The 12,064-nt window shown below is 65.0% G+C and carries 14 protein-coding genes; 3 read left to right on the plus strand and 11 right to left on the minus strand.

The features are described 5' to 3' along the window. Positions 1–139: 139 nt before the first annotated feature. The 4 genes from nusB to AC0IPL_RS16960 form a co-directional block, all read right to left on the minus strand. Entirely contained in the window at positions 140–622 is a 483-nt protein-coding gene (gene nusB, locus AC0IPL_RS16945) for a transcription antitermination factor NusB (protein ID WP_474275974.1), read from the minus strand. Continuing rightward, on the minus strand, positions 619–1,170 hold the full coding sequence (locus tag AC0IPL_RS16950; RefSeq protein ID WP_474275976.1) for a 6,7-dimethyl-8-ribityllumazine synthase: 552 nt from the start codon (positions 1,168–1,170) through the stop codon (positions 619–621). Before AC0IPL_RS16950 ends, nusB begins: the two co-directional genes overlap by 4 nt. A 1-nt stretch (position 1,171) precedes the next feature. Continuing rightward, positions 1,172–2,299, minus strand: coding sequence for a 3,4-dihydroxy-2-butanone-4-phosphate synthase (ribB, locus tag AC0IPL_RS16955; protein ID WP_474275978.1), 1,128 nt, complete (start codon positions 2,297–2,299; stop codon positions 1,172–1,174). A gap of 378 nt (positions 2,300–2,677) precedes the next feature. After that, positions 2,678–3,265, minus strand: coding sequence for a riboflavin synthase (locus AC0IPL_RS16960; RefSeq protein WP_474275981.1), 588 nt, complete (start codon positions 3,263–3,265; stop codon positions 2,678–2,680). A 176-nt stretch (positions 3,266–3,441) separates the two neighbouring features. Here AC0IPL_RS16960 and AC0IPL_RS16965 point away from each other — a divergent pair, with 176 nt between their 5' ends. The 3 genes from AC0IPL_RS16965 to AC0IPL_RS16975 all read left to right on the plus strand — a co-directional run bounded on the left by AC0IPL_RS16965 (position 3,442) and on the right by AC0IPL_RS16975 (position 7,954). Beyond that, on the plus strand, positions 3,442–4,719 hold the full coding sequence (locus AC0IPL_RS16965; protein WP_474275984.1) for a capsule biosynthesis protein: 1,278 nt from the start codon (positions 3,442–3,444) through the stop codon (positions 4,717–4,719). Positions 4,720–4,814: 95 nt separating this feature from the next. Beyond that, positions 4,815–5,945 carry a polysaccharide biosynthesis/export family protein gene (locus AC0IPL_RS16970; protein WP_474275986.1) on the plus strand — a complete coding sequence of 377 codons (1,131 nt, stop codon included), beginning with the start codon at positions 4,815–4,817 and terminating at the stop codon, positions 5,943–5,945. Beyond that, positions 5,942–7,954, plus strand: a complete 2,013-nt coding sequence (locus AC0IPL_RS16975; RefSeq protein WP_474275988.1) for a capsular polysaccharide biosynthesis protein — start codon at positions 5,942–5,944, stop codon at positions 7,952–7,954. The genes AC0IPL_RS16970 and AC0IPL_RS16975 overlap by 4 nt, the downstream gene beginning before the upstream one ends. Before the next feature lie 143 nt (positions 7,955–8,097). Here AC0IPL_RS16975 and ribD read toward each other — a convergent pair whose 3' ends face one another. The 7 genes from ribD to AC0IPL_RS17010 all read right to left on the minus strand — a co-directional run bounded on the left by ribD (position 8,098) and on the right by AC0IPL_RS17010 (position 11,917). Then, a complete protein-coding gene (ribD, locus tag AC0IPL_RS16980) occupies positions 8,098–9,195 on the minus strand; it encodes a bifunctional diaminohydroxyphosphoribosylaminopyrimidine deaminase/5-amino-6-(5-phosphoribosylamino)uracil reductase RibD (RefSeq protein WP_474275990.1) in 1,098 nt (365 codons plus the stop codon). Continuing rightward, a complete protein-coding gene (nrdR, locus tag AC0IPL_RS16985) occupies positions 9,195–9,662 on the minus strand; it encodes a transcriptional regulator NrdR (protein WP_474275992.1) in 468 nt (155 codons plus the stop codon). The genes ribD and nrdR overlap by 1 nt, the downstream gene beginning before the upstream one ends. A gap of 133 nt (positions 9,663–9,795) precedes the next feature. Beyond that, positions 9,796–10,215, minus strand: a complete 420-nt coding sequence (locus AC0IPL_RS16990; protein ID WP_474275994.1) for a secondary thiamine-phosphate synthase enzyme YjbQ — start codon at positions 10,213–10,215, stop codon at positions 9,796–9,798. Positions 10,216–10,230: 15 nt separating this feature from the next. Continuing rightward, positions 10,231–10,686: a hypothetical protein gene (locus tag AC0IPL_RS16995; RefSeq protein ID WP_474275996.1), complete on the minus strand. Its 456-nt coding sequence runs from the start codon at positions 10,684–10,686 to the stop codon at positions 10,231–10,233. Next, on the minus strand, positions 10,683–11,120 hold the full coding sequence (locus AC0IPL_RS17000) for a hypothetical protein (protein ID WP_474275998.1): 438 nt from the start codon (positions 11,118–11,120) through the stop codon (positions 10,683–10,685). Before AC0IPL_RS17000 ends, AC0IPL_RS16995 begins: the two co-directional genes overlap by 4 nt. Positions 11,121–11,277: 157 nt before the next feature. Then, the gene (locus AC0IPL_RS17005) at positions 11,278–11,592 is read right to left on the minus strand and encodes a hypothetical protein (RefSeq protein WP_474276000.1); all 315 of its coding nucleotides are present in this window, start codon (positions 11,590–11,592) and stop codon (positions 11,278–11,280) included. Positions 11,593–11,674: 82 nt separating this feature from the next. Further along, complete coding sequence (locus AC0IPL_RS17010) at positions 11,675–11,917, minus strand: DCC1-like thiol-disulfide oxidoreductase family protein (protein ID WP_474276002.1); 243 nt, start codon at positions 11,915–11,917, stop codon at positions 11,675–11,677. Positions 11,918–12,064 lie beyond the last annotated feature (147 nt).

The following is a 12,064-nucleotide window of genomic DNA, read 5'->3' on the forward strand; positions in this document are numbered from 1 at the left end:
CTTTTTGGTGCCGTCCAGCGGATCCGGCGGGCATGAGCGGATTTTGTCGCACGCAGCGCGGAACAAAAAAAACGCGCCCTTGAGGGCGCGTTCACAATCATACCGGACGGCCCCGCCCCCTGATGCGGAGCGGCGGCGGTCAGAACGCCTCGGGCTTTGCCTCTCGGGCCATGTGGTCCAACACGGCGTTGACAAACTTCGGCTCCTTGCCTTCGGGAAAGAAGGCGCGGGCGATGTCGACGAATTCGTTGATCACCACCTTAGGCGGGGTGTCGGACTGGGTCAGCTCGGCACCGGCAGCGCGGAACAGCGCACGCAGGGTCGGGTCGATCCGCCCGATCGGCCATTTCGCCACCAGCGCGCGGTCGGTCATCTGGTCGATCGGCGCTTGGTAGTTCACTGCGTCGCGCACCAGTTTGCGAAAGATCTTGGTGTCGCCTTCGACCATCTCGTCGCCCTCGTAAACGGCGGCGAAACGGTGGTCTTCGAATTCGACGATCACCTGGTCAAACGTCTGACTGCTCTGCTCCATCTGGAACAGCGCCTGCAGCGCGTAAAGCCGTGCTGCCGATCTCATCTGGGTCTTGGCGTTGCCCTTGGGGCGACTGTCCTGGGTGCTCATGCGCTGGTGGGTCCGTTGTCTGTACCGGCAATCCTGTAGGCCCCTGCGGGGGCCTTGAATCCGATGCCTTTGGTCTGATCGCCCCACTTACGCGTGAGCGCGATCAGATGCAAGGCCGCAGCCGCAGCGCCGCCGCCTTTGTTCTGATCGGCGGTATCAGCGCGCACCTCGGCCTGCTTGCGGTTTTCCACCGTCAGGATGCCATTGCCGATGCACAGGCCCTGCAGACCCATCAGCTGGATCGCGCGGGAGCTGTCGTTGCAGACGGTTTCATAATGCGTGGTCTCGCCGCGGATTACGCAACCCAACGCCACGTAGCCGTCAAAGTTCGAGGTCCGATCCGCAATGGCAATCGCGGTGGGGATTTCCAGCGCGCCGGGCACCTCAACGACCTCATAGCTGCCGCCAGCCGCTTCAATCTCAGCCGCGGCACCCGCTACCAGATTGTCAGCGATATCTTTGTAGTAGGGCGACACCACGATCAGCAGCTTCACCGGCTTATCGAACTCTGCGCGCGGCAAGATGTAGTGGCTTTCATGTCCGGCCATATCAAGCCTCCTTCAGGATAGAACGGCTGCCGGTAATCGACAGCCCGTAGGCGTCCAGCCCGACATATTTGGTCGAGGGCGAGTCGGTCAGCAGGATCAGGTCGCGCAGGCCGAGGCTCGACAGGATCTGGGCGCCGATGCCGGTCTGCTTGATGGTCACCGTGCGCGGTCCGCCCTCGTCGTTAGCATAAAGCGCGTTGCGCGGCTGGCGGAACAGGGTGACAACACCCCTGCCCTCCTCGGCGATGATCTCCATCGCGCGGGGCAGCTGGCGGGCGGATTTGGGGCCCAGACCCAGAATGTCGGTCGCCTCATGCAGCGCATGGGTGCGCACCAGTACTGGCTCCGGCGTACTGATGTCGCCCTTGATCATCACCACGTGTTCGATACCGTGGGTCTGGTCGGTGAACAGCCGCATCTCCCATTCGCCGCCGAACTCCGAGGTCACCGTCTCGCGCGCGGTTTCGACCACCAGATTGTCATTGCGGGCGCGATAAGCGATCAGATCGGCGATGGTGCCGATCTTCAGCCCGTGCTTGGCGGCATAGTCCACCAGGTCAGGCAGCCGCGCCATGGTGCCGTCTTCCTTCATGATCTCGCAGATCACCGACGACGGGTAGAGCCCCGCCAGCCGCGACACGTCGCAGCCAGCCTCAGTGTGGCCTGCGCGCACCAGCACGCCGCCGCGGCGGGCGCGCAGGGGGAACACATGGCCCGGCGTGGCAATGTCGGCGGCGGTTTTGGCGGGGTCGATGGCGGTCGCCACGGTCAGCGCCCGGTCGGCGGCAGAGATGCCGGTGGAGACGCCCTCGCGGGCCTCGATCGACACGGTAAAGGCGGTCTCATGGCGCGAGGAGTTGTGCATCGCCATCATCGGCAGGCCCAGTTCTTCGATCCGCTCGGCCGGCAGGGTGAGGCAGATCAGCCCGCGGCCGTGGGTGGCCATGAAGTTGATCGCCGCCGCATCCGCGGCCTGTGCGGGGATCACCAGATCGCCCTCATTCTCGCGGTCTTCGTGGTCGACCAGAATGAACATGCGGCCCTGGCGGGCGTCTTCGATGATGTCTTCAATCGGGCTGATGGCGTCGCGCAGCCGCGCCTCAACCGGCCCTGGTGTTTCAAAGCTCATATGGCAGCCTTTCGATGCGCATGGGCAGCACGTATGGCACTGCGGGTTCTGTTTCAGCCAGATAGCCCACAGCCGCGGCAAATGCCAGTCCCGCAAGCGGCATGAGAGCGGCCGGAGGCGGCCTGTGCGTTGCCGCACAGTCAGGTCCAGGGGCCTTTGCGCCGGACCCGATTGACCGACGTGATCGTACGAACGGCGAGTTCCAGGCGGTACCGCGCGCCGCGCCAGCGGCGCGCCCGGCCCAACACCTCCGGCGGCATGCCCATGCAGCCCGAGGGGGCGGGAGGCCCCCGGCGGCGGCTCAGGGGCGCTGCCCCTCGGCCTTGCGGCCCCCCCCCGAAGTATTTTCAACAAGAAAGAGGCCGCGGGCCCGCGGTGTCAGCCGACTTCGTTCAACCGCGCCACGTAGCGGGCCAGCGTATCGATTTCGAGGTTGATGTGGGCGCCAACTGCCATGTCGCCCCAATTGGTAACTTCTTTGGTGTGCGGAATGAAGTTGATGCCGAACTCGCAGCCGTCGACATCATTCACCGTCAGCGAGGTGCCGTTCAAGGCCACAGACCCTTTGGGGGCAATGAACCGCGCCAGTTCCTGGGGTGCACGCAGGGTGACGCGGGTGCTGTCGCCTTCATCCGCGATGGCGATGATCTCGGCCACGCCGTCGATATGGCCCGACACGATATGGCCGCCCAGCTCGTCGCCGACCTTCAGCGCGCGTTCCAGGTTCACCCGCTTGCCCGGAACCCAACCGCCCAGGTTGGTCTTGGAGACGGTCTCGGCCGAGATCTGCACGTCGTACCAATCCTCCCCCAGCTCCACCACGGTCAGGCAGACCCCGTCCGAGGCGATGGAGGCGCCCATGTCGATGGTGGCAGTGTCATAGCTGGTGCGGATGCGGGCGCGCAGGTCGCCCTGCTGCTCCAGTTCAACGATGGTGCCGACGTCGGTGATGATGCCTGTGAACATATGCCCGCTCCTGACGGTAAGAGATCTGTCACCGGCAGAGGTAGCCAAGCCGCACGATCTCTACAAGCCCCGGCTTGCCATCCCCCCGCTGCCAGCCATAGTTTCGCCCCAGTCAAATGTTAATCAGACGTTGAGACAGCCACCGTATTCTGCCGCCCGAGATGCCTGACCAAATCATGACTCGACGCCACTTCCTGTTTCTGCAAGGCCCGCACGGGCCGTTCTTTGCCGCCCTTGGCCGCATGCTGAAATCGGCTGGCTGCGCGGTGTCGCGGGTGGGGTTCAACGCAGGCGATCGCGCCTTTTGGCGCGACAGGGAAAGCTACGTGGCCTTTACCCAGCGGCCCAGCGATTGGCCCAGTTTTCTGAATGACCTGCTGGCGCAGCGCAGCATCACCGATATCGTGCTCTATGGCGACACCCGCCCGATCCACGCGGCCGCCGTGATCGCGGCGCGGGCGCGCGGGATCACCGTGCATGTGTTCGAGGAAGGCTACCTGCGCCCCTATTGGGTGACTTATGAACGCAATGGCGCAAACGGGCATTCGCGTCTGTTGGAGATGACCGTAGCGGACATGCAGGTGGCGCTGGAACGCTCCGACATGGAACAGCCGTTGCCCCCGGCGCATTGGGGTGACATGCGTCAGCATATTTTCTACGGCGCACTCTACCATTGGTTCGTGATGTTCAGAAACCGCGCCTACCGCAATTTCCGCCCCCATCGCACGTTGGCCGTGACCAAGGAGTTCCAACTCTATCTCAAACGGCTGGTGCTGATGCCGTTTCAGGCGCTAGAGCGGCGGCTGGCGGAAAGACGCATCCGCAACGGCGGCTTCCCCTACCATCTGGCGCTGCTGCAGTTGGAGCATGACAGCTCCTTTCAGAACCATTCTCCGTTTGCCAGCATGGGCGACTTCCTGGCGGAGGTGATCCGCGGCTTTGCCGACGGCGCGCCGCGCCACCATCACCTGGTCATCAAGGCGCACCCGCTGGAGGATGGCCGCGCCCAGGTGCGCCGCACCCTGCGCCGCCTGGCAAAGGACCACGGCATAGCCGACCGGGTGCACTACGTGCGCGGCGGCAAGCTGGCGCAGCTGCTGAACGAGGCCCGCACCGCGGTCACCGTCAACTCCACCGCCGGCCAGCAGGTACTGTGGCGCGGCATTCCGCTGCGGATCTTTGGCCGCGCTGTTTATGGCAAGCCGGAATTTGTCTCGGAGCAGCCATTGGCCGAGTTTTTTGCCAGGCCCAGTCGCCCGGACGCCCGGGCCTACAAGGATTACCGCCGCTTTTTGCTGGAAACCTCACAGGTGCCGGGCGGGTTCTATTCGCGCAAGGGCCGACGTCAGCTGCTGCGCCAGGTGGCCGACATGATGCTGGCGCCAGAGGATCCTTATGACGCGCTGCGGCTGGGCACAGCGGCACCACGGCAACAGTTGCGCCTGGTGACCTGAGAGCCCATCACCCGAAGGCTGGATTTTTCCCTGTGCCTTGGTTAACTTGACCGTAAAACTTGAGGCAAACAACAATTGGTCGAGGAGACCGAGCAGTGAATTCCGTTCCCTTTCGGTGGGCGCGCCCCGTGGCGTTGCTGGCGGCCGTGGCCCTGGCCGCGTCCTGCGGGCTGCCCAAAGTCGGCCCCAACAAGCGCCAGATCTTCGCCGGCTCCGTCCAGCGCGAAGGTGACGCCTTCATCGTCACGGTCAATGACCGTGTCGCCCGCGCCACCGCCGTGGCCCCGGCACTGGGATTTCCCAGTAGCCTCACCAGCGCAGGGCGGTTGACCTCCGATACCATCCGCCCCGGCGACGTGCTGGGATTGACTGTCTGGGAGAACGTCGATGACGGACTTCTGGCTGCCGAATCCACCAACTCCACCATTCTCGAAGAGGTACAGGTCGACAGTGCCGGCTATATCTTCGTGCCCTATGCAGGGCGCCTGCGCGCTGCCGGAAACACGCCGGATCAGCTGCGCGCGACGATCACCAAAAAGCTTGAGGACCAGACCCCGGACCCGCAGGTGCAGGTGCGTCGACTGGCCGGTGATGGCGCCACCGTAAGCCTTTCAGGCGCGGTCGGGGGGCAAGGCGTCTACCCGATCGAGCGTCCGACCCGGACCCTGTCGTCGATGCTGGCCAATGCAGGCGGCGTCACGATCCAGCCCGAGATTGCACAGGTCACCGTGATCCGCGGCAAGGAAAAGGGCAAGATCTGGTTCCAGGACCTGTTCGATCACCCGGAACTGGATATCGCCCTGCGCGGCGGTGACCGCATCCTCGTCGAGGAGGACACCCGCTCCTTTACCGCGCTTGGCGCGACCTCCGCTCAGGCACGGGTGCCGTTTGAGAGCCAGGACCTGTCAGCGCTGGAAGCCATTGCCCAGGTTGGCGGGCTGATCTCCACAGCCTCGGATCCGACCGGGGTTTTTGTGCTGCGCAACGAGCCGGCGGAGATTGCCAATCAGGTGCTGGGCCGCGATGACCTGATCGGCGCGCAGCGCATGGTTTACGTGCTGAACCTGACCCAGCCGAACGGCCTGTTCATCGCGCGGGATTTCGTGATTCGCGATGACGACACGCTCTATGTCACCGAAGCGCCCTACACGCAGTGGACCAAGACCATCTCCCTGCTGGTCTCTCCGGTGGCGTCCGTTTCCAGCACCGCCGCCGTGTTTGAATGAAGCCGACCACAGGTCAACAGAAAGCCGGGAGCGATGCGTCCCGGCTTTTTGTTTACAACGGCGGCTTTCTTACCCAACGGCGAGTGCGGCGGATCTTGCAACTGTCCGGCTACAGCGTTCGGCTGGGACTGCCCGGCGCCGACGATCTGGTGGGCGTCTGGGGCGCCTCGCCCACTGCATCGCGCGGGCTGACGGTGGCAGCGCGGCGCGGCTGCGGGGTGCTGCGGGTCGAGGATGCGCTGCTGCGCTCAATGCATCCCGGACGCGCGGGCGAGCCGCCCGTGGGGCTGCTGCTGGACCGCAGCGGCGTGCATTTCGATGCCCGTCAGCCGTCGGAGCTGGAACAGCTTCTAGCCTCGCATCCGCTGGACGACTCGCATCTGATGCAGCGCGCCCGCGACGCCATCGCGCGTCTGCAGGAAGCGCATCTGAGCAAGTACAACGCCTTTGATCCCACCGCCGCACCGCCCGATCCCGGCTATGTGCTGGTGGTGGATCAGGCGCGTGAGGATGCCTCGGTGCGCGCCTCTGGGGCGGATCGGGCGCGGTTCCTGGAGATGCTGGCCTTTGCCCAGGAGGAACATCCCGGCGCGCGGGTGCTGATCAAGACCCATCCGGAGGCCCTGCGGGGCTACCGCGCCGGCTATTACGAGGCCGCCGACGCACAGGGGCGGGTGGAGCTGTTCACCGGCACGCCTTCGCCTTGGGCGCTGCTGGAGGGTGCGGTGGGCGTCTATACCGTATCCTCGCAGCTCGGGTTCGAGGCGATCCTGGCGGGCCACCGCCCGCGTGTTTTTGGCCAGCCATTCTATGCCGGTTGGGGGCTGAGCGCCGACGACGCGCCGCCCGCGCGGCGTCAGCGGCGGCTGACGCGGGCGCAGCTGTTTGCGGCGGCAATGATCCTGTATCCCAAGTGGTACGATCCCTTCCGCGACACACTGTGTGAGCTGGAAACCGTTCTGGACAATCTGGAAGCCCAGGCGCGGGCCTGGCGGCAGGACCACCGTGGCTGGGTGGCCTCGGGGATGCGCCTGTGGAAGCGCAAGCCGCTGCAACGCTTCTTCGGCGCCGAACGGCGCGTGCTATTTTCTGATGACGCGAACCGGGCAACACGGACCGGGCGCAGCCGCATGATCTGGGCAGGCAAGGCCACCGCAGCGGATGCACCGGCGGTACGAGTCGAGGATGGCTTTCTGCGCTCGCGCGGGCTGGGCGCGGAGCTGGTGCCGCCACTGTCGCTGGTGACCGACGCGCAGGGGATCTATTACGACCCGCGCCAGCCCTCGGACCTGGACCTTCTGATCGCCCGCCGCACCCACCTGACGCAGGCTCAGGAGCGGCGCGTCGAACGACTGGTCGCGTCGCTGGTTCGGGACCAGCTGTCGAAATACAATCTTGGCGGCGCCTGCCCACCCCTGCCGCAGGGCCACCGCATCCTGGTGCCGGGGCAGGTCGAGGATGATGCTTCGATCTTATGCGGCGCCGCTGAGGTGCGCAGCAATCTGGATCTGCTGCGCGCCGCGCGCGCCGCCAACCCCGAAGCCGTTCTCATCTACAAGCCTCACCCCGACGTGGAGGCGGGGCTGCGCCGGGGCAAGATCGATGCAAGCGCACTGGCCGATGTGGTAGCCACACACGCGGATCCGGTGGCCCTGCTGGATTCGGTGCAGGAGGTTTGGACGATGACCTCCCTCCTCGGGTTCGAGGCACTGCTGCGCGGGGTGGAGGTCACCACGCTGGGGATGCCGTTCTATGCTGGCTGGGGGCTTACCCGTGACCAGGCCACGCCGCCGCCCTGGCGCAATGTTCAGGTGCCTGTGGCCGGGTTGGTGCATGCTGCCCTGATCGATTATCCACGCTATTTCGACCCGGTGACCGGCCAGCCCTGTCCGGCAGAAGTGGCAGCGCTGCGTCTGCGCGAGGGGGCGATGCCGCATCCCGGCTACGGCAATCGGCTGCTGGCCAAACTGCAAGGGCTGTTTGCCACCCACGCGCACCTCTGGCGATAACACAGCGGCTCCGCGCGCGACCGCACCGGGCCACGCCCGCGCCCGCAGGCTGCGTTGGCTGGCGCCAGCGCCACCTTGGCGGCCTTGGGCGTGGCCCGGCAACGGGCGAGAGAGCCGTGTCGCCATCGCGACAGCGAGAGCCACTAGCGCAGTGCGCGGGTCCAGCGGTGCAGGATGTCGGCGCCAAGGGGGCGGGTCTCGACCAGGTCGAAACGTGGTGCTTCCTCAAGCCGACCGACGCCCAACGCGCCGATCGAAGGCAACCCCTCGGCCCCAATCCCCAGACCCGCCGTAACGCCGATCAGCTCATCCACCAGATCAAATGCCAACAGCGACGCCGCCAGGGCGCTGCCACCTTCGCAGAACACCCGCGTCAGACCCGCCTGCCCCAACTGTTGCAAGACGTCCGCAGCATCCAGCTGCACCCCGTGCGACGCGCAAGGGATCATGCGCGCGCCCAGACCTTCCCACGCCTGCAGACGCTCCGGATCGGCACCATGGCCATGACAGAGCCAGACCGGCACATCCCGCGCCGTGCGCGCCAATTGCCCCATCAGGGGCAGATCCAGATGGCGCGAGATCACCACCCGCACCGGCTGCTGGTCGATACCAAGGTCGCGCACCGTCAGCGAAGGATCATCCGCCCGCGCGGTGCCACCGCCCACCATCACCGCATCGTGACGGGCGCGCATCGCGTGCACAGCGCGCCGCGCCTCCGGTCCGGTGATCCATTTGCTCTGCCCTGATCCGGTGGCAATGCGGCCATCAAAACTGCTGGCCAGCTTCAGCGTGACCAGCGGGCGGCCCTGTTCTGTCTTGAGAAAGAAACCGGCATGATCGCGCGCCGCCTGCGCCGCCCAGACGCCAGTGGTCACCTCGATCCCGGCGTCACGCAGCATTTGAAAGCCCTGCCCGGACACACGTGGATCGCTGTCCTCGATCGCCGCGACAACCCGTGCCACCCCGGCGTTTATCAGCGCCTTTGCACAGGGCGGTGTCTTGCCCTGATGGGCGCAGGGCTCCAAAGTAACATAGACCGTGGCGCCGCGCGCCGCCTCACCGGCCTGCGCCAGCGCCTCGGTCTCGGCGTGCGGGCGCCCGCCGGGGTTGGTCCAGCCGCGACCGACCACCCGGCCGGCCTTGACGATGACACAGCCCACAGCCGGGTTCGGCCAGCAGTTGCCCTGCCCCCGCCGCCCCAGGGACAGCGCCAGCGCCATGAAGCGATGATCCCTGTCCATTATTCTTCCGGCGAGACTGGCGGGCGCAGCTCGTGGACAAAATCCTCGAAATCATCTGCTGCCTGGAAATTCTTGTAGACGCTGGCGAAACGCACGTAGGCAACGGTATCGATGCGGGCCAGCGCCTCCATCACGATTTCGCCGATTTTCTTGGAGGGAATGTCGGTCTCGCCCATGCTTTCCAGCCGCCGCACGATGCCAGAGATCATCTGGTCGATGCGCTCCGGTTCAATCGGGCGCTTCTGCATCGAGATGCGGATCGAGCGTTCCAGCTTGTCGCGGTCGAAGTCCTCGCGCTTGCCGTTGGTCTTGATCACCACGAGGTCGCGCAGTTGCACACGTTCGTAGGTCGTGAACCGACCGCCACAGGCCGGGCAGAAGCGGCGCCGCCGGATCGATACGTGATCTTCGGCGGGGCGTGAATCCTTGACCTGGGTGTCGATGTTTCCGCAAAATGGGCAGCGCATCCGCCTGCTCCCTCAATCCTGTCAGCCTGTAATTTGTGCCCGGGCCGCCCCGGTTATCCACAACTATAGGCCACCCTCCAGACTTTGGGTAGAGTTGATTTTTGGCCGCTAGATAAAGAGGTTCACCGCAGGTTCACCCAAGATGCACCGCCACCCGCCGCTGGTGTGGGGCCCTGCGGTGTTCAACCAGATAGACGCCCTGCCAAGTGCCCAGAACCGGCGCGCCGTCACGGACGGGGATAGACAGGCTCACGGGCATCATCGCCGCCTTGATATGGGCGGGCATATCGTCCGGGCCTTCGTAGGTGTGGCGCAAATAGGCCATGGACGGATCATCCGCGGGTGGCACCAGCCGGTTGAAAAAGGCCAGCAGATCCGTCTGCACCTCCGGGTCGGCGTTCTCCTGCACCAGGAGCGAGCAGGAGGTGTGGCGGACAAACAGCGTCAGCAAGCCGCTTTGTCGCGGCATGTCCCGCAGCCAGCCGTGCAGCTCGGCTGTAAACTCATACAACCCCAGCCCATGCGTGGTGATGACAAACTCGTGCTGCGTCATGTGCCCCGCGCCCGCTCAGCCGAAGGGACGCGGGAAAATGGTGTCCCGGCAGTTGCCAAACGCATGAGTCACGTTGCGACTGTAGCCGGGCTGCAAAATATTGGTGATGACCCCCGCCCCGATTGGCCGCACCCCCAGCTGGTCCGGCGTCACCGTGAACTGCACCGCCGAGCGCGCGCCGCCTGACGCGGCGGCCCCGATGTCGCGCAGCACGTAGATCTCCGTGTCCCGAGGCAGCCGCAGCCCACGGCGGGCATAATCGCCAACAGCGCACCAGTAGTCGTCCTTGAAGCGGACAGGCCGCCCTTTGACTTCGATGATGCCACTGGACAGGGACACAGCCGTCAGGCCGTTGATGGCAACAAATTCCCCCGACGCGGCCTGCGCCGACGATTGGGTCTGCGGCGCGTCACAGGCGGTCAGTGCCGCGCAGGACAGAGCCGCCGCCGCGGTCTTGAAAAACGGGCTCATGCAGGCCTCCTCACCAGGATGCGCAGGTTCTCGCACTGTCGTTCGGCACCCTGCACTGTCTGCGAATCTCCCGGCTTGAAACGGTTGATGCGCATCAGCCAGGGTTGCGGTTCTGCCTGTGGCACTGGCCGCAGCGAAAACACCACGGTTGATTTACGATCCACGGCTTCGCCACGCCCCATGCCGCGCGCAACATAGACCCGATCGCCCCATCCCGCGCCCCGCGCCCGGCGGGCATATTCACCCGCCGCGCACCAATAGGCATCCCGCACGGCACCGATCTCGGGCACCACCTCGAAACGGTCGTCCGCCAATCTGTATACTTGGGCACCATGCATCGTGTGAAACACGGTGTCCGGAGACTGCACGCAAGCCGCCGTCAAGGGCACAAGGGCGCATGCGGCGCGTTTGAGGATGTCGCTGATACTGCCCATTCCGGCCTCCGAACCTCGACGCGGCCTGGCATGGACGCGCCTGCCCCAGTATCGGCGCTGCTCGGGGTGCGAGGCAAGTTACGTCTCGGTTATCTGCGTCAAGGACGGCGAACACAAGCCCTCCTTGCCTGGGGATTGCGACTGCCTGTCGGAGACATCACGCCCCGATGCTGCGCTTACCAACCACCGGAAAGGGAATGATTTCAGCGCTTTGAAGGTTGGAGCTCAGCACCTCTTCAAGCACTGCAAGGGCCGCAGGATTGGGGGCGGCGCCGGTTTCCGGATGAAATTTCTCCCGTGCCTGCTGACGCAGAAATTCACGGGTTTCGCGCACGCCCATCTGTTTCAGCTGATCCTGCTGGCAGGCCATGGCCTCAACCATGAAATGATTTGCAGTGACCAGATCGTTCAGCGCGCGCAGCCGCTCGGACAGCGCCGTAAGGGCGGCATTCATGTCGGTATGTGCAGACATCTTTCCCCCAGAAAGGTCAACGAGCGATGCCGAAAATCTACCGGCCGTCGCGCAGCGCGGCAACGAAAGTGTTAGCAAATGGTTAACGCCGCAGATCCAGCTCCGGCATCTCCACATGGCCGTGATAGCGCACCAGCAGGCCGATGCGCGGCAGGCTGGCGGAGATGTCAAAGCCGAAGTGGCCCTGCGGCGATTGCGCGGTGGCAAAGGCAAACCGCCCGGACCGGTCATGGCGCAGCATGAAGCGGAAGAAGCCGGAGCACAGCACACAGGTGCCGTCAAAGACGATGAGGTCCTGCACGTCAGGTTCGGGGATAATCATCATGCGCGTTCGACAGTCCATTCGATGCAGCCCGGTCGCAGGGAAACATGCCTGCATTGCAGAAGGTTGACCAGCATTGGAGCTGCATGTCCATCGGCGCCGATAAAACATGCGCCCCACGAGGCGCCTTTTACCATAAGTGTTGCAAAC

This window comes from Leisingera sp. SA32, assembly GCF_056033425.1.